Annotated in this window: 16 protein-coding genes and 2 pseudogenes; 11 read left to right on the top strand and 7 right to left on the bottom strand. The window is 39.8% G+C overall.

Annotation, left to right across the window (positions count from 1 at the left end; genetic code table 11):
- Window positions 1-77 precede the first annotated feature (77 nt).
- Window positions 78-602 carry a GNAT family N-acetyltransferase gene (locus BQ5903_RS10890; RefSeq protein ID WP_010497777.1) on the bottom strand — a complete coding sequence of 175 codons (525 nt, stop codon included), beginning with the start codon at window positions 600-602 and terminating at the stop codon, window positions 78-80.
- A gap of 168 nt (window positions 603-770) precedes the next feature.
- Between BQ5903_RS10890 and BQ5903_RS10895 the strand changes: the two genes are divergently transcribed.
- Together BQ5903_RS10895 and BQ5903_RS12330 are read left to right on the top strand one after the other, a co-directional pair.
- A complete protein-coding gene (locus tag BQ5903_RS10895) occupies window positions 771-2,150 on the top strand; it encodes an IS4 family transposase (protein WP_154022040.1) in 1,380 nt (459 codons plus the stop codon).
- A 334-nt stretch (window positions 2,151-2,484) separates the two neighbouring features.
- A pseudogene (locus BQ5903_RS12330) lies at window positions 2,485-2,640 on the top strand (transposase); the annotation flags it as partial.
- A gap of 44 nt (window positions 2,641-2,684) precedes the next feature.
- Here the strand turns inward: BQ5903_RS12330 and BQ5903_RS10905 are convergent.
- Window positions 2,685-2,984: a hypothetical protein gene (locus BQ5903_RS10905; protein WP_010497779.1), complete on the bottom strand. Its 300-nt coding sequence runs from the start codon at window positions 2,982-2,984 to the stop codon at window positions 2,685-2,687.
- Between the two features lie 285 nt (window positions 2,985-3,269).
- Between BQ5903_RS10905 and BQ5903_RS10910 the strand changes: the two genes are divergently transcribed.
- Window positions 3,270-4,031 (top strand): SDR family oxidoreductase, encoded by a 762-nt coding sequence (locus tag BQ5903_RS10910; protein ID WP_056971708.1) that lies wholly within the window; start codon window positions 3,270-3,272, stop codon window positions 4,029-4,031.
- Between the two features lie 129 nt (window positions 4,032-4,160).
- Here the strand turns inward: BQ5903_RS10910 and BQ5903_RS10915 are convergent, their stop codons facing one another.
- Both BQ5903_RS10915 and BQ5903_RS10920 read right to left on the bottom strand, forming a co-directional pair.
- Window positions 4,161-4,808, bottom strand: a complete 648-nt coding sequence (locus tag BQ5903_RS10915) for an SDR family oxidoreductase (protein WP_010497783.1) — start codon at window positions 4,806-4,808, stop codon at window positions 4,161-4,163.
- A gap of 152 nt (window positions 4,809-4,960) precedes the next feature.
- On the bottom strand, window positions 4,961-6,058 hold the full coding sequence (locus tag BQ5903_RS10920) for a glycerol dehydrogenase (protein WP_079579537.1): 1,098 nt from the start codon (window positions 6,056-6,058) through the stop codon (window positions 4,961-4,963).
- Window positions 6,059-6,324: 266 nt separating this feature from the next.
- Here BQ5903_RS10920 and BQ5903_RS10925 point away from each other — a divergent pair, with 266 nt between their 5' ends.
- From BQ5903_RS10925 to BQ5903_RS10945, 5 genes are all read left to right on the top strand, one after another.
- A complete protein-coding gene (locus BQ5903_RS10925; RefSeq protein ID WP_010497787.1) occupies window positions 6,325-7,143 on the top strand; it encodes a glycyl-radical enzyme activating protein in 819 nt (272 codons plus the stop codon).
- 212 nt (window positions 7,144-7,355) lie between these two features.
- The gene (locus tag BQ5903_RS10930; RefSeq protein ID WP_079579538.1) at window positions 7,356-9,794 is read left to right on the top strand and encodes a glycyl radical protein; all 2,439 of its coding nucleotides are present in this window, start codon (window positions 7,356-7,358) and stop codon (window positions 9,792-9,794) included.
- Window positions 9,795-9,812: 18 nt separating this feature from the next.
- Window positions 9,813-10,493 carry a fructose-6-phosphate aldolase gene (locus tag BQ5903_RS10935; protein WP_079579539.1) on the top strand — a complete coding sequence of 227 codons (681 nt, stop codon included), beginning with the start codon at window positions 9,813-9,815 and terminating at the stop codon, window positions 10,491-10,493.
- A gap of 817 nt (window positions 10,494-11,310) precedes the next feature.
- Entirely contained in the window at window positions 11,311-13,221 is a 1,911-nt protein-coding gene (locus tag BQ5903_RS10940; protein ID WP_079579540.1) for a M13 family metallopeptidase, read from the top strand.
- Window positions 13,222-13,478: 257 nt separating this feature from the next.
- Entirely contained in the window at window positions 13,479-14,855 is a 1,377-nt protein-coding gene (locus tag BQ5903_RS10945; RefSeq protein ID WP_010497795.1) for an Nramp family divalent metal transporter, read from the top strand.
- 160 nt (window positions 14,856-15,015) lie between these two features.
- Here the strand turns inward: BQ5903_RS10945 and BQ5903_RS12525 are convergent, their stop codons facing one another.
- The 3 genes and pseudogenes from BQ5903_RS12525 to BQ5903_RS12535 all read right to left on the bottom strand — a co-directional run bounded on the left by BQ5903_RS12525 (window position 15,016) and on the right by BQ5903_RS12535 (window position 15,676).
- Window positions 15,016-15,171, bottom strand: a complete 156-nt coding sequence (locus tag BQ5903_RS12525) for a hypothetical protein (RefSeq protein ID WP_331199997.1) — start codon at window positions 15,169-15,171, stop codon at window positions 15,016-15,018.
- 131 nt (window positions 15,172-15,302) lie between these two features.
- Window positions 15,303-15,431: pseudogene (locus BQ5903_RS12530) on the bottom strand (GTP pyrophosphokinase); the annotation flags it as partial.
- Between the two features lie 17 nt (window positions 15,432-15,448).
- Complete coding sequence (locus BQ5903_RS12535) at window positions 15,449-15,676, bottom strand: hypothetical protein (protein WP_331199998.1); 228 nt, start codon at window positions 15,674-15,676, stop codon at window positions 15,449-15,451.
- Between the two features lie 293 nt (window positions 15,677-15,969).
- Between BQ5903_RS12535 and BQ5903_RS10955 the strand changes: the two genes are divergently transcribed.
- From BQ5903_RS10955 to BQ5903_RS10965, 3 genes are read left to right on the top strand one after another with little or no spacing between them, the layout of a single operon-like run.
- The gene (locus BQ5903_RS10955; protein ID WP_172823852.1) at window positions 15,970-16,635 is read left to right on the top strand and encodes a TetR/AcrR family transcriptional regulator; all 666 of its coding nucleotides are present in this window, start codon (window positions 15,970-15,972) and stop codon (window positions 16,633-16,635) included.
- Between the two features lie 6 nt (window positions 16,636-16,641).
- Window positions 16,642-17,415 carry a lysophospholipid acyltransferase family protein gene (locus BQ5903_RS10960; protein ID WP_010497799.1) on the top strand — a complete coding sequence of 258 codons (774 nt, stop codon included), beginning with the start codon at window positions 16,642-16,644 and terminating at the stop codon, window positions 17,413-17,415.
- Window positions 17,412-18,236: a glycosyltransferase gene (locus tag BQ5903_RS10965; RefSeq protein WP_010497801.1), complete on the top strand. Its 825-nt coding sequence runs from the start codon at window positions 17,412-17,414 to the stop codon at window positions 18,234-18,236. The genes BQ5903_RS10960 and BQ5903_RS10965 overlap by 4 nt, the downstream gene beginning before the upstream one ends.
- Window positions 18,237-18,255: the final 19 nt, after the last annotated feature.

The following is an 18,255-nucleotide window of genomic DNA, read 5'->3' on the forward strand; positions in this document are numbered from 1 at the left end:
ATTACTATCTAAGATCCGATCAACTATTTTTTGGACCTACATCTAACCAACTTCGGGCCAATCAACAACTTTATCCGCTACTCCATAATCAATTCATAGGCATCATTATCCAGGTCACCATGTGGATCAACAATATGGATCACTCCGCGGTATTTAAACCCCAATTGCGTAACTAGATGCTGGACACGCTGATTTTTCCGATGGGTATCAACCCTAACAGATGTTATTTGCTGTTCCCTTATCAAAGATAGTGCACTGATCAGTGCCATCTTCCCTAATCCTTGATGTGAAAAAGATGAATCGATAGCTAGACGATGTATTGTGGCGTAGTTATCACTACCCAACCATTTGCCACCTGACAATGTTTTATAATTTGGTTCAGGAGTGTCTTGAATCGTGATTATCCCAGCAATTTGCTTTTCAAACATGATTTCATAAAGTGAATTCTGATCGATATCAGAAAGAATGTTAAATTTGTCAGGATAACCATTTTTCCATTGATCAATACCTGCCGCGTTTAAGTTTTCTTGGGCATCATGAACCACATTCATAATTTGCTCTAAATGATCTCTATTTGCTTTACGTAAATAAATTAAAGACATGAAGTACCTCCATATTTAGGCTTAGAAACTACTTTTACTAACTAAAGGTTGAAAGTTAAAGAATACTTGTGCTGCTTGTTGTATCACGGGTTTTTGTTAATAAAATAGACACAAATTACTCTGCGTCCTATAATTGAGTCGTCAAAAACTAATAAAGGAGAGTAATTTATGTCCACTTCCAGTATACAACAATCAACTCAAAATAAAACCACTTTAATGGCACGTTTTCACAAATTCTTGCAGGTGATCGATTTCGCCCAGGTATTACGTCAGTCCAATGCCTATCGTGTCCGTGGGATCAAACTGACCAAACTTGTCAGCTGGATCTTACTGACTTTGTTCCAACGTTTGACCTTGAACCGATCCGCAACTCCGACTGCTTTTTCGAAGAAAACGGTCCGCAACTTTTTAAATGACCGCCATATCAACTGGCAGCGGCTGGTCAGCTTGGCCGGACGGAACCAGATCGCGGAACTCAGTCCTTTTATCGACTTACGCCGAAAAGCGGCCTTGATCATTGATGACACTTTATTCAAACGAGCTCATTCAAAAAAGACTGAACTATTGGCGAATGTTTATGATCATGCTGCACCGCAAGGACAGCCGCGCTATGTCAAGGGTTTTCGCGGCTTGACGATCGGTTGGAGTGACGGCAATACTTTCCTGCCCCTGAATTTCGCTTTGATGTCATCAGACAAAGCTAAGAATCGGATCGGCCGTGAACCACAAACAACTGATCAGCGGACCTTAGCGGCCCAACGTTATGCTCAGGCTAAACGGCACATGAATGAAGTCGCCGTTGAATTAGTAGCTCAAGTTCTAAAAACCGGGGTCAAGGCCAGCTATGTCCTCTTTGACAGTTGGTACGCCTATCCCAAAGCTTTCAAGCAATTTCAAGAATTAGGTCTCGCTGCTGTTGGTCGGTTAAAAAACACTTCAAAAACTTATTTTAAATATCGCGGGCGCCGTTACAGTGTTCCAATGCTGTTTCAACGCTTTAAAGGTTCAAAATATCGGATCCATGATAACTATCTCTACAGTACGGTCGTTGAGACCGATAACGAGGACCACCTGCGCTTAAAAATAGTCTTTATCCAAAATCGCACGGACAAGGGACACTACATTGCTTTGGCAACTTCTAAACTTAGTCTGACACCGGAAGCGGTCATTCAATTATATGCCCGGAGATGGCAGATCGAGTGTGGTTTCAAGACTTTAAAACAATACCTGCAGTATGACCAGACCCAAACGCAAAGTTATGATGGCTTGTGCGGCCATGTGGCGCTGACATTTTTAGCTTACGATCTGTTGGCTATGATCCAGCGACAGGAGAACGATCCGAAAACCTTAGGCGGCATTTTCTATGCGGCCAATCAGTTTCTCGCGGACATCCCACTTTTACAAGCTGTAAAACAGTTGCTTTTTGCTTTAGCAGAACATTGTGAAAAAACCGCTGATTTTTTTATCACGGGATTATGCAGTCGATTTATCAATTCTTTACCCAATGATCTGCAAGAAATCTTTCACAGCGACGAACTGGTCAGTTGACTAATTAAAGACATTTATAGCTTGAGCTGACAGGCAAAGGCACTAAAAATTAACTTTCAACCTTTAGTTACTAAATAAAAATAGATATTGTAACCAATATTAACAGACTTGCTCATTTTTTAACTGTCAAATCTAATTTCTATTGTATTATTGCCCTTCACTTGGAGACACTACTCCGAAACAATAATAATGTTCGATCTTCCAAACGCGAAAAAAATCCCCTTACAGTTTGATACAGGAATTACTTCCACATCTACTGTAAAGAGGAGCATATGCTAACATACCAGGCTCAATTGTTAAGTCGTTCCAAGAAATAACAGCTAGGCAGTAGTTTAAGCAATATCCAGAGACTAAACAATTACTATGGGGTGGGCACATATGGTCACCAAGTTATTTCATGAGCACATTAGGAAATACTTCAAAAGAGATCGTCGTAAAATACCTTGAAAACCAATTAACAGAATACAATTCTGGTCGACCTAGACTCTAATTCATCCTATAATTTAAATCAGAAATTCTCTTAGCGGTCGACCGTTATGAAACAGTACCATACTCCAAGAGTTCTTGAAGCCATTTTTTATCCAAATCATCAAAATCAGCTAATCTTTTATCAAATCCAACACAACATAAGGCTTGATTTACTAATGGATCATTTTTCTTTGCGAGCTCAAGTAAATGTTGATATCGTTTGATGTCTTTTAGCGCCTGTTTTTTATCAATTAAACTATCTAAGGTACTATTCATTTTTAATACTTGGATCCGTAAAGTAATACTTACAAATTCCTGCAAAAAATCATTAAAAAACCACCGCAAAAAACACAGTGCATTATTCATGAATCCTTCCTCCTCTCATAGCTATAGCCATTTTTTAACAAATCAACATTTTACTTAATACATAAAGCAAAATTTGTCTATTGTGAAATGATGAACAATTTCAACTTAAGTATAATTCACTTCATTCTTTTTTTAAAGCAATTTTCCCTTGGAGCTACAAAGTTTTTAAATTCTATTTAACGTAATATAAGCATAAAAATAAATGACAGGCTGCTCTTACAAACGCTTACTTACATTGGTACAATAACTTTGTATAAATAAACTTATTTACAGCAGATGTATTTAATGCCAAATAGATTAAAAGATAAAGTAGCAATTGTAACTGGGGCCGGTTCAGGAATGGGTAAAGCCATCGCAGAAGACTATGCAAAAGAAGGCGCCAAGGTCATCTTGGCCGACATTAACGAAGACACCTTAAACGAAGTTCACCAAGAGATCACAGAGGCTGGCGGTCAAGCTACAATCAGTGTAACTAATATCGCAAATGAAAATGACATCGATGCAGTCATTAAATTAGCAACAGACACTTATGGAAGTCTGGACATCTTAGCCAATAATGCCGGGATCATGGACAATTTTACTGCTGTCGGTAATGTTTCAAACGATCTATATGACAAAGTTATCGCTGTAAATTTGACGGGCCCATTCAAAGCAGCCCGGTCCGCCATTAACGTTATGGAAAAACAAAAAAACGGCGGTGTGATAGTAAATAACGCTTCTGTTGGCGGGCTTTTTGGCGCTCGCGGCGGTGCAGTTTACACTATTTCTAAACATGGCTTAGTCGGTTTAACCAAAAATATTGCTGCAACTTACGGTCGGTTTGGTAAAGTCCGTGCAAACGCTATTGCTCCTGGTGGAGTTAACACTAATATCCAAAGTACAATTACTAACGTTGATCCCCTAGGTGGTCAGGCCTTGCAGGCGGCTGGTGAAGGCCCATTAGGCGACCCACATCAAATCGCTGCTTTGGCTGTTTTCTTAGGTTCCGATGAATCGAGTTTCTTAAACGGTGACATAATTAAGGCCGACGGTGGCTGGACAGTTTAAGTACAGAAACTTTATGTTCAGAACTCTGCGTAAAAATCCCGCATGTTTCCTGGTATGGAAATATACGGGATTTTATTTAAATATTAGCAGCTCAACCTTTACTCGACTCATTAAAAATAGTCCTATGAATTACTTTTGATACCAGGCAGGCTTATCACCAGCAGTATTCGGTTTATTGACACCTAATGATTCATGTAAGTGTTTTTCAGGTGAACCCACTAACTTTGCAACTAACTCACCGATACTCTTGCGTGAAACTTCTGTCCCTTTGAACGGCTTGCCCTTTTGGGTCAATTCATAACTAACTTCATCCTTGTTGGATAACCATGCCGGGCGCAAAACAGTGTAATCCAGGTCACTGTCTTCGATTGCCTTAACAGCTGCAGCGTATGTTGGCAGATAAGTTTCACCTAACATCTTGTTATTCCACTCACCAAACTTACCTGGTACTTCGTCATAAATACCAATTGAAGAAATCCAGATCAAACGTTTAACACCAACTTTATCCATCGCTTTAATAATCGTTTCAGCTTGCTGTTTTATATCGGTCCCGGCCAGATTGGCATACACGATATCTTGTCCTTGCAACGCGGAAACTAAAGTCGTTTCATCCAAAACATCACCCTGAACGATCGTCCCAAGCTTAGCTTCCCCTGTCTTCAACTTGTCTGGATGACGTAAATAAAGTGTTAACTTTACATCACCTTGTTGTGCCAAATACTCTTCGGCAAACTTAGCTATGTTTCCTGCAGCTCCTAAAACTATAACATTTTTCATAAAACACTATCTCCCCTCATGGTCATTCTAGTAGTTAAATGCAAAAACTAAAAGCATTTGCTATTAGTTCAATAGCCTAACATCATCTTTAAGTACAAAAAAAGTAGAGTCACCCCTACTTTCCAGAAAAACTAGCTCATTACAAATAACTTTTATTCAAAATTAGCTGTTACATATTTATCAACCGCAACGATCACATTCGCTACATCTTCAGCTGAAACTTCAAATGGCATTTGATGGATCGTTTCAGAAGGAATGGTGGCTTGTTTTCCAACTTTCAAAAGGTCATCATAACTAGCATCACTTAACTTAAGGTCGGCTAATGTTGTTGGTAATCCAAGTGACCTATTAAACTTGATATATTTGTCTAAAACATCTGTTGGAACATTATCTAACATCAATTCACACAAGTAACCATATGCCACCTTTTCACCATGCATCAATGTTTCACTTTCACCAGACAAAGCGGTAAAACCATCGTAAATCGCGTGCGCCGCAGCCAACCCCGAACTTTCAAAGCCAAGACCACTCAGTAAAGTGTTCGCCTCGACAACTGTTCCCAAAGACGAAGTTACGGTCTGACCCTCAACTGCTGCAACAGCTGCATGCGCATGAGCAAATAAATTATCTGCACAGGTTTGCGCGATCGCCAACGAAGCCAATGTCGGATCGTTGCCCAACATTGATTGATTATAACCGCGAGCAACATCTTGAGCTTCAATATTAGTTGCCATTGCATCCCCGATCCCGGCAATCAGATTTCTGACTGGCGCATGAGCAACAACATTGGTGTCGATCAAAACCAAGTCGGGATTTTTATCATAGAAAGCATATTTTTTAAAGTTACCTTCTGGGGTATACAGAACTGACAAAGCAGAACATGGGGCATCTGTTGAAGCCACAGTGGGTAAAATTGCCACAGGAAGACCTAATTGATGAGCAACATTTTTAGCCGTATCGAGTGTTTTACCACCGCCAAGGCCGATAATAAAATCATTTCTATTTTCTTTAGCGATCCCGACTATCCGACTAATTTCTTCTTCTGAAGCTTCACCGACAAATTCGACACGGGTAACTGTAAAATCTTCTTTTTCCAGCACTCCATTCAGCTTCTCACCAACAATTTTCCAAACAGTATTATCACACAGCAAAACGGGGGTTGACCCAAGTTTTGCTAGATACTCTTTGGGTTCATCAAATACACCATTTCCTTGAATATAATGAGCTGGACTCTCAAACTCTTTAACCATCTTGAAGCCTCCATTTCTAATTGTTACCACTTTCACGTTGATAATAACGGCAATGTTCATTTTTTGTCAAACGTTTACACTTATATTTTTTACATTTAATTATCTATTTACATTCGTTTTATTACGAAAAAGGTTTAAAAATGCGTGAAAGCAACTTTTGGTATCGAATAGCCAATCTCTTTTTTCTAAGAAATATTTATGTGTTTCGTTCGTAATTATGTGATATAATTCATTTGTATAAAATATGAGATGGAGGTGTATGCTCAGTGCCAACAAGACAAAGGCAAACCCGAAGGTCAAAAACAGCTGACAAAGGCTTACTTTTTAACATTCAAAAGTTTAGTTTAAACGACGGTCCCGGTATTCGCACTGTGGTCTTCTTTAAAGGCTGTCCGTTAAAATGTGCCTGGTGTGCTAATCCGGAGTCGCAATTACGGCACCCAGAAGAAATGTATGATGAAGCTAAAGGCTGTAAGATCATGGTCGGTGAATACAAAACAGTGCCTGAGATCATGGATGTCATCATGCAAGATTTTGATTTCTACGAAGAATCCGGCGGCGGAGTAACTTTTTCTGGTGGTGAAGTTTTATTCCAGGCACCATTTGCTATCAAACTAGCACAAGCTATTAAAGAAAAAGGAATACATTTAGCTTGCGAAACTACAGGTTACGCCACACCAGCCGTTTTTGCTGAATTTTACCCCTATATGGACTTGATTTATTTTGACTGTAAACAATGGAGCCCTTTGCTACATCGTCAAGGGACTGGTGGGACTAACGAAATGATCTTAAAAAACATGCAGACTGTCATTGATTCAGGCAAGGACTACTGTATCCGGATCCCAGTGATCCCTGGTTTTAACTACACAGATAATGATGCTAAACACTTTGGCGAGTTATTTCAAAAGATGGGGGTCAAAGAAGTTGAGCTGCTTCCTTTCCATCAATTCGGCTTGAAAAAGTATGCTGACTTGGGTCGAGAATACGAATTAAAAGATGTCGCACAGTTGCATACAAACGATTTATTAGAATATCAAAAGATCTTGCAAAACGCTGGGATCGATGCGCAAATCAATGGTTGGTAAAACCAGCAAATTTATGTGAATTCTTAAACAAATAAAACAATTAGTGTAATCATTTTTGGCTGGATTTGTAGTCGAGCTTCGCAAGCCAAAACTTTCCGCCCAATCAACTCCGACATCACGACAAGAAAGGCACTTGTCATAATGCCCGAGTCCCTTGGTGCTCGAGTTTTCCCGGCTTGCTCCGCTCTGTTTTAAATTAGGAGGTTATATCTATGGTAATGACAAAAGTTGCACCTACAAACACATTAGGAGATTTTGGAAAATTAACTCCTAAAATGGACCGCTATCGTGAAGAAATTTTAAGTGCAAAACCTTACGTCGACCCAGAAAGAGCTGTTCTGACAACAGAAGCCTATCAAAAATATCAAGATCAGCAAGTCGACATTTTGCGGGCGCGTGTCCTTGAACATATTTTGCATAACATGACGATCTTCATCGAAAAAGATACTTTACTTGTTGGCAATCAAGCACAGCATAACCGCTGGGCGCCAGTTTTCCCTGAATACTCTATGAACTGGGTCATTGACGAATTAGACACATTTGAAAAACGCTCAGGCGATGTTTTTTACATTACTGACGATGCTAAAGAACAATTACGCAAAATCACGCCATTTTGGCAGCATAATACACTGGAAGACCGCGGATACGCTGCCTTTCCTGAAAAAAGTAAGTTATTTTATGATTTAGGGATCATCGGCGCAGACGGAAACATTACTTCTGGCGATGGTCATATCGCGGTCAATTACGAAACTGTTATTAAATATGGCCTAGTTTCCTACGAAAAAAGGATCAAAGAAGAAATGGACCAACTTGACCTAACAGACATCGACCAACAAAAGAAACTTTACTTCTACCAAGCAGGTCTGATCGTGATCAAGTCTGTCCGGGATTTTGCTAAAAGATATGCCCAACTAGCTGAACAAGAAGCTGCGCAGGCAGCTAACGCGCAAAGACACGACGAATTATTAGAGATTGCTCGTATTATGCGTAAGATCCCCTACCAGCCTGCTGACAGCTTCTATGAAGCGATCCAATCAGTTTGGCTGATCCATTTAGTCTTACAGATCGAATCTAACGGTCATTCTGTTTCATACGGTCGTTTGGATCAATACTTAGACCCATTTTATGAAAAAGACCTGAGCAATGGCCAGATTGCCGCTGCAAAAGCAACAGAATTACTGACTAACTTGTGCATGAAAACTTTAACGATCAATAAAGTACGGTCATGGGCTCACACCGAGTTTTCGGCAGGCAGTCCACTCTATCAAAATATCACCATCGGCGGCCAGACTAAAAACGGCAAAGACGCCGTCAACAGCATGTCATATTTGATCTTAAACGCCATCGTGCAGGCCCATCTACCGCAGCCCAACCTCACTGTGCGCTACCATCACGGGTTAAGTGACCACTTTATGCGGCAATGTGTTGAAGTCATCAAGGAAGGTCTCGGGATGCCGGCCTTCAATAACGATGAAATCATTATTCCATCATTTATCGCACGGGGCATCAAGAAAGAAGATGCCTATAATTACAGTGCTATCGGTTGTGTTGAAACAGCAGTCCCCGGAAAATGGGGTTATCGTTGCACCGGCATGAGTTTCATCAATTTTCCTCGGACACTTTTGATCGTAATGAACGGCGGAAAAGATCCCGAGTCAGGCAAACAACTGTTACCTAACTATGGTTATTTCACAGAGATGACCTCTTACGATGAATTATTTGCTGCTTGGGACAAATCTTTACGTGAGATCACCCGCCAAAGTGTCATAATCGAAAATACTTGTGATTTGGCTTTGGAACAAAACTACCCGGATATTTTGTGTTCAGTTCTGACAGAAGACTGTATCGGCAGAGGCAAAACGATCAAAGAAGGCGGCGCGGTTTACGACTTTATCAGCGGCTTGCAGGTCGGGATCGCTAACTTGGCAGATTCATTAGCTGCGATCAAGAAGCTCGTCTTTGAAGAAAAGAAGATCTCGCCACAAGAATTATGGCAAGCTCTAACAGACAATTTTCAAGAGGCAAACCAAGAAGAGCTCCGGCAAATGTTGCTCAATGATGCACCAAAATATGGTAACGATAATGATGATGTCGATCAGCTGATCGTCGCAGCTTACCAGCCGTACATCGATGAAATTTCTAAATACAAAAACACGCGTTATGGCAGAGGACCGATCGGCGGGACACGCTATGCTGGGACTTCTTCGATTTCAGCTAATGTGGGTCAGGGACATAGCACTCTTGCCACGCCAGATGGCAGGTACGCTCGCACCCCATTATCTGAAGGCTGTTCTCCGGCACACTCCATGGATACAGATGGACCTACAGCCGTCTTTAAGAGTGTTTCCAAGCTAAATACCAAGTCGATCACTGGTGGAGTTTTACTCAATCAGAAAATGTCGCCTCAGCTTTTAAGAAGTGCAGATAATTGCGAAAAACTAGTAATGCTGTTAAGAACGTTCTTCAATCGTTTGCACGGCTATCATGTTCAATATAATGTGGTAGACAAAAAAACACTGGTCGATGCTCAGAAACATCCTGATAAACATAGAGATCTGATCGTTCGAGTTGCCGGTTATTCAGCATTCTTTGTCGGCTTATCTAAAGAAACGCAAGACGACATCATCGAAAGAACAGAACAAAGCATTTAAAAAAGGAGTAAAAACGAGATGGAAATTTTAGTAGATACGGTTAATTTGGATGAAATCAGAAAATATAACAAGATGTTGAATTTAAGTGGGGTAACTTCTAATCCGACGATCATAAAAAAAGAAGGCAAAGTCGACTTTTTTGAACATTTGCGTAAAGTTAGAGAAATAATCGGACCGGATAAAACATTGCATGTTCAAGCAGTTGGAGAAACAGCAGAAGAGATCATAGCAGATGCCCACCGCGTTTTAAAAGAGATCGATCAGCAAGTTTATATCAAGATCCCTACTAACGAACAAGGTCTTGAAGCAATGAAAATTTTAAAACGTGAGGGCGTCCATATCACCGCCACCGCGATTTATACAGTCTTTCAAGGAGAACTGGCCATCGCGGCAGGAGCCGATTATTTAGCACCCTATTATAACCGGATGTTAAACATGAACATTGATGCTCCACAAGTTATTGCTGAGTTAGCACATGCAATTTCGATGAGTGTCAGCCAAACTAAGATCTTGGCCGCCAGTTTTCATAACGTAGCTCAAGTAACTGCCGCCATCAAAAACGGCGCCCAGGCTGTAACGATCGGCACAGATGTTGTTGCATCTGGATTAAATGCGCCTATGATCGCGACAGCCGTGACAGATTTTAAAAAAGACTGGGTAGCCCTTTACGGTGACCAGACAATTGCAGATTTAACATAAAAGAAAAGCTAGCCTTCTATCCAATTAGCTCTTCTTTCTCTACAAAAAGGGTTGAAGCAAAATTTTTCTGATTTAAAAAGAATATTTTGTTTCAATCTTTTTTTCAAATATTTTCCTCGCTCGCTAAGAGCAACCGCTTTAAATCGCCCGTCTAATAGTTTAAAATAGTTTCAACTGATAAAATTACAAAGTGCTAAGCTTATCGGGCTTGAACATCACGCCCAGAAAAACACTGTCATAATGCCTGAGTCCCTTGATGCTCAAGTTTTAACCGGTTCACTCCGCTCTGTTTTTTTAGTCGAGCTCCTCAAGCCAGAACTTTCCGCCCAATCAACTCCGACATCATGACCAGAAAACCACTTGTCATAATGCCCGAGTCCCTTGGTTCTCGAGTTCTCCCGGCTTGTTCCGCTTTGTTTTCTTAGTCGAGCTCTGGCAAGCAAGAAGTTCCGTCTATCCAACTTCAACAAGACAGTGCCTAAAACGCACTATTTTGTTGAAGCCCGATATACTCGCTTCTTCCCGCTTGCCTCCGCCCTGTTTTCTTAGTCGAGCTCCGTGAACCAAAAGTTTGTGCCTATCCAACTTTAACAACAAGTCGTAAAAACCACGACTTATCGTTAAAGTCCGATAGTGCTCGACTTTTAACCGGTTCACTCCGCTCTGTTTTCTTAGTCGAGCTTCGTGTGGCAGAAGGTTGTGCCTAACTAACTTGCACACTCCAATGCTGAAAAACGCATTATAGCGTGCAAGTCTGTTAGTGCTCACCTTCTAAACGCCACACTCCGCTCTGTTTTTAATATAGGAGGTATACATTTTGTCCGATACAATTAATACTGACTTACTCAAAGATGACCTTTACCAAGCTGTCAATGGTGAATGGTTAAAAACAGCCAAGATTCCTGCCGACAAACCTACTACTGGCGGTTTTGCTGACTTGGCAGACAATATCGAAGAAACTTTAATGAGCGACTTCGATAAATTTCTGGATGGTTCCAAAACCACTGATGATAAATACTTACAAGAATTTATCAAGTACTACCGCATCGTCGCTGACTTTGATAAACGTGATGCCCAAGGATTCACACCTATTAAAAAGTCACTTGATAAAATCGACCAACTCAAAGATCTTAAAGATTGGCAAGATAGTCTTTATGAACTTACCATGGATGGCAATGCAGCTCCAGTGTCTCTTTATGTAGCTCCAGACATGAAAGATACTCAGCACTATGCTTTAAACGCCGAAGTGCCGTCACTGATCTTGCCAGACAAAACATACTATGAGGAAGGTAACGAACAGGCTGAAGCCTTGCTCCAGGTTTATTCGCAAATGGTCCTGAAACTATTCAAACTTGCCGGTTATTCAGATAAATTTGCTCGGAAAACCTTGGCTGGTGCCTTAAAATTTGACCGCAGTTTAGCACCACATGAAAAAGACAGTACCGAACGTGCAGATTACGCCAAAGATTACAATAAATATTCATTTGAAGATTTTGTCAAATTAAGTTCTAACATTGATTTAACCAGTTATGCCACACAATTGATCAAGACTACACCAGATCAGGTGATCGTCAGCGAGCCTAAATTTTATGAAGCTTTGGACGATTTAGTTAGTGATGATACTTTCACCGACATGAAAAGTTGGATCTTTGTCAAACGTCTCGTCGGTGCTTCAAGTTTGCTGAGTGATGAAGCACGAATCATTGGTGGAGAATATGGTCGTGCCTTGTCTGGTTCAAAAGAACCAAAAAGCAAAAAGAAATCAGCTTACTATTTTGCAACTGGCCAATTCGATCAAGTCGTGGGGCTTTATTATGCTCATAAATATTTTGGAGAAACTGCTAAAAATGATGTGCATAAAATGGTCGAAAAGATGGTTGCTGTCTACCAGAAACGTTTGTCAGAAAATGACTGGCTAAGCGAAGATACTAAGAAAAAAGCTGTCACTAAATTAAACACTTTAGGAATCCAAGTCGGTTATCCAGATGAATTAGATCCACTCTACAAAAAATTTACTGTCAACGAAGACGAAAACCTATATGATAACGATGCACGTTTCACTCATATCATTTTAGAAGATCATTTCAGTCGTTGGGGCAAAGAGGTCAACCGTACTCGCTGGGAAATGCCAGCCCACATGGTCAATGCTTATTACAACCCATCGTTTAACGTGATCGTCTTTCCTGCCGCTATCTTGCAAGCTCCATTCTATTCACTAGAACAAAGCTCCAGTGAAAACTATGGTGGGATCGGTGCCGTGATCGCACATGAGATCTCGCATGCCTTCGATAATAACGGCGCGCAGTTTGACGAACTAGGCAACTTGCATAACTGGTGGACCGCTGACGACATGAAATACTTCAAGGCTTTGGCTCAAGACGAGATCGATCAATTTGACGGGCTTGAGACCAAGGCAGGTAAAGTTAAGGGTAAACTAGTCGTTTCAGAAAATATTGCAGATGCTGGCGGTTTGAGCTGTGCTTTGGAAGCAGCCAAGGCTGAAGATTCTGCAGATATTAAAGCTTTCTTTATCAATTGGGGGCGCATTTGGCGCATGAAATCATCTTTGGAAAGAGAAAAACTACTCTTAAGTATTGATGTCCACTCACCAAATGAACTGCGGGCTAACGTCCAGCCAAAGAACTTAATAGATTTCTACGCTGCTTTTGATATTCAACCTGGTGATGGCATGTATCTACCTGAAGAGCAACGTGTAAATATTTGGTAACAGACTGTTGATTAAAAATTCTGCGCAATAACATTTTTATTTTTCACTAATTAAGCTTGCATCATAAAGTCAGCAAAATGGCTGCTATGGTGTGAGCTTTTTTGTATCAACAAGATGTTTTTGAGATTTTAAGTTTGGCTCTCCAAAAAATTAAGATTGACAGGCCTAATCTAGACTGCTATTCTTTAAACGGTAATTAATGAGCCATCACTCAAAAGTTGCCCGAATTTCTAAACCAATAGAAAAGAGGGATTTTCATGGTCCAAGAAGATATTGAAAAGAAGGATAATAAGTTTTTAGGTAAGACCACAGAAGAAAATAAGAGTTTAGATGAAGTTAATGGCAGTATCAAAGTTCCGAAAAATGCCGGCTTTTGGCGAACTTTACTAACTTATACCGGTCCAGGTATCTTGATCGCTGTGGGTTATATGGATCCAGGTAATTGGATCACCTCAATAGCTGGTGGTGCTCAGTTCAAATATGCACTTCTGACCGTTGTTTTGATTTCCAGTTTGATTGCTATGTTGTTGCAAGCTATGTCAGCGAGGCTTGGGATCGTTACTGGTAAAGATTTAGCTCAATTAACACGGGAACACACTTCAAAAACCGGTGGCCTTATTTTATGGATCATCACAGAATTAGCTATTATGGCCACCGATATTGCAGAAATAATTGGTTCCGCGATCGCCCTCAAATTGATCTTCAAGATTCCTTTGATCGTCGGGATAGTGATCACAGCAGCTGATGTTTTACTGTTATTGTTTTTAATGAAACTCGGTTTTCGAAAGATTGAAGCTATCGTTGCAACATTAGTCGCCGTGATCTTGTTCGTATTCTTGTATGAAGTATTACTAGCAGAGCCGCATTTTGCAGAGATCATGGCTGGCTATGTACCAACTAAAGAGGTCATCACTAATAAGTCGATGCTTTATCTCACCCTTGGGATCGTTGGTGCGACAGTGATGCCCCATGATCTCTACTTAGGATCATCGATCACACAAACTCGTGAAGTCGACCGTTCTGATCCTGACTCGGTTACCCGTTCGATCAAGTTCAGTACGATCGATTCCAACATTCAGCTGACAATTGCTTTTGTTGTTAATAGTTTACTGTTGATCTTAGGTGCAGCACTTTTTTATGGTACTAATAGTAAATTAGGGCGCTTCGTTGACCTGTTCAATTCGTTGAACGATCCGAGTATCGTTGGAAGCATTGCTAGCCCTGTGTTAAGTATGTTATTTGCTGTTGCTCTTTTAGCTTCAGGACAAAGTTCAACTATTACAGGAACCTTGTCAGGTCAGATTATTATGGAAGGCTTCATCAATCTGCGCATGCCTTTATGGGCTCAGCGTTTGATCACCCGTCTGATCTCAGTTGCCCCCGTATTATGGTTCGCCTTTTATTACCATGGCAATGAAGCTAAAATTGAAAGTTTATTGACCTCTTCACAGGTTTTCTTGAGTATCGCACTTCCATTTGCCATTATTCCGTTAGTATTATTTACAAGCAGTAAAAAAATTATGGGTGAATTTAAAATCAAAACTTGGGTCAAATGGTTGGCTTGGATCGCCACAGTGATCCTTGTAGCATTAAACATTTACTTGATCTTGCAAACTGTTGGTATTTTAAAATAAAAACAAAATGATCTGCAACAAAACGGTACTATTTCCCGTGATGATGCAGGTTTTTTATTGCTTTGAAAAAACTGACTAGTGATTAAGCGCTAAAAAATGCTGATCTCTGCCACACTCCGTGGCAAAACCAGCATTTTCTCATCTCATAATTTAAAAATTCTCACAACAGATCTTGGTAGATCCCCTGCATCGAAGCTTCTATTTGATTGAGTTGTCTTGCAGTATCTTTTAATTGTCCGGCATATTTCTGCGCTTTATCGGGATCGATATGATTTTTGTAACGCAACTTATGCTCAAGACTGGCCCACATATCCATCCCGATCGTCCTGATCTGAATCTCAGCTGGCGCCGTTTGTGTGCTCCCTCCGCCAAAAAAACAGGTACAGAAACCACCAAATGCAGGCTCCGGTAACCATTGGATTTTGGCTTAGTAATATAGTCTTTTCGTTTGACTACCGTAATATCATCCTGATTGACCAATGCATCTTCGACACGATGAATATCATCTATATAATTAGTGACCACCCGGATACCCGCAATATCAAAAACATTTTCTTGAATAGAATCGATCGTCATCCCATAACCCTTACGTTCTATTTTTTCCAACAAACTTGCAGGTTTTTCATACGCTCTTCCATATGATGGATCGGATTATGAGAATGTAAAGCCGAATATTCGTCATCTAAATTTTCTAACTTAGTTCCGACTTCTTTTAAAGCCAAGCGCCGTAACAAATAGATTTGACTAAACCGTTGCACATTATCAAGTCTGTCATTCAAACCTGATTGTTCCATCTGACGCTGCAACTCACCTAAATTCAAAAAATTTCTGCGCTGTAAAATCATTTTAATGTGCTCCGTTCTGATTAAATTTATTAGTCCATTCTTTATCTGACACCAATTACTAAGATAACACTTTTTCAGTGGTCCGGTGAATTAAAAGCTAATGGGACAGTACAGTTTTTAATAATTTATCATTTGCTTAAAGTGTTTCTGGAAAATATTAAATTTACTATAAGGTTGTACAATTTTTCATTCATGCTATAATAAACAAAATTAGTAAGTAGTCACTCACTAACTTGCTTATCATCCATTTGAAAGGAAGAATGATCTCAATGAACTTCTCAGCAACTCAAGCATTAAATAAATGGTATAAAACACAAAATATGCCCAGCAGTCAAATAAAAGTCCTTGATGCTGCTATCACACTATTCTCCGAAAATGGTTATGATAAAACGAGCACTAATGAAATCGCGAAAAGGGCTGGTGTCAGTCAAGCAGTACTTTTTAAATATTTTCACAGTAAACATAAACTGTTGGAAAAGATCCTCGAACCTTTATTTAAAAATATTGTTCCTCGTTTTACCGTTCAACTGTTAGATGAAATCTTGAAAGAACATCAAGATCAAGGACTTTTTGCCGTTTTAAGTTTTGTGACTCGTGATCGCTTCAAATTCATGGTAGATAATAGTGAACTTGTAAATATCTTGATCAACGTTTTATTAACTGACGATACTGTTAAAGAGCAAATCAAAAAAATGCTGGTTCATAGTAACTTTCCAGTTATTATCAGGATCCAAAAGTTTTTTAAACGTTTCCCAGAAATAAAGGGTAACACAGACCTTGATAATCTTTTTTACCTATTTGTGACCCAGTTGATCGGTTACTTTATCCTGCGCTTTCGCTTGTTACCAAAAAGTACGTACAATACCGATCAGGATCTAGCAAGAATAACCAGTAATATATACAATGCATTACAAGCTGAGCAGCCAAGAAGGTGAATCATTTTGCAAGAAAAAACTTTTTATTATACCTCTTATGATGAAGACATAATACAAGCCCAAAATCAAAATTTTTCATTACCACCTGACTATCAGTGGCAGCGCGACACTCAAAGTGCAAAGATAAAATCTTGGTTAGTTCGTCACGGAGTCCGAGCATTCAGTTATGTTTTTTGTCCATTTTACTTGCACTTACACCGTCATGAAACTTACAAAGAAGTAACTAGTCTTTTGGATAGAGGCTGCTATTTGTACGTTAACCATACTCAAACGATCGGCGATGCAGCGATCCCATACTATGTTTTAAAGAAAAAATGGCCAGCGATCATTGTTAGTCCTGCCAATCTAAGTATTCCAGTAATTGGAAAACTGATACCTTACGGCGGCGGATTACCGATCCCAAGTCAATTACGTAAATTACGTGATTTCAATCAAGTCGTTCACCAAAGGATCTCTAATAACAGATGCGTAGTAATTTATCCTGAAGCGCATGTCTGGCCGTATTATACTGGCATTCGTCCATTTGAATTAGCTTCCTTTCATTATCCTGCTAAAGATAATGCCCCAGTTTATTGCTTGACAAATACATATCAAAAACGGCGCTGGGGAAAAAAACCACAGATCACTAGCTTTCTTGATGGTCCATTTTTTGCCCCAGATGGTCTAAAGCAAAAGGAACGTCAGCAAGTTTTAAGTGAACAAGTGCATAATTGCATGCAAAAAAGAAGTCAGTACAGTACCTATAAATATATTAAATATCAAAGGAAAGATCAGCAATGAATATTATGTATTGTGGTGATCAGCACATTGAAGAGGGCTTGGCAATTTCAATTATCTCAGTGTTAAAAAACACTAAGCAGCCCCTACACTTCTATATTCTGACTGCCAAAATAAAAACAAAAAAACAAATATTTTATCCGATCAGTGATACGTTTATCACAAAACTGAACGAATATGCGCAAAAATTCGATGCACAAAATACTGTGCGAAAATTTGATATCACTGATTTATTTGACGCTTCACTTCCATTGGCTAATTTGAATACGTCCTTTACGCCTAATTGCATGCTGCGCTTATATTCAGACTTACTCCCTGATTTGCCAGATAAGATCCTATATTTAGATGCTGATGTTTTGTGTCGCCAAGATTTTAGCGATTTCTACAAGCAAGACCTATCAGAGGGCGAGATTGCCGGTTCATTGGATCATTATGGCAAGTGGTTCTTCCACCGTCAATTACGCTTGTTTGATTATATTAACTCTGGCGTCTTGTTACTAAATCTAAAACAGATCAGAGCAGACGGACTATTTGAAAAATGTCGTAGAAAATGCCGGACCACCCGGATGTTTATGCCGGACCAATCGGCCATAAACCGTTTGTGTCACGCCAAGGTCATTACTGAAACAAAATATAACGAACAACATCGGTTAAAAGACCAAACAGTATTTCAACATTTTACGACTAGTTTTAAATTCTTGCCGCATTTCAAGATCCGGACCATTAAGCCCTGGCAAGTCGAATTATTGCACAATGAATTAGGGATTTATGAGTATGACGACGTACTCGCTGAATCTAATAAATTCATGACTGAAAAAAATTAAAATGAAAGAGAGAAATTAA

Source organism: Ligilactobacillus acidipiscis, assembly GCF_900116935.1.
GTDB classification, from domain to species: Bacteria; Bacillota; Bacilli; order Lactobacillales; family Lactobacillaceae; genus Ligilactobacillus; species Ligilactobacillus acidipiscis.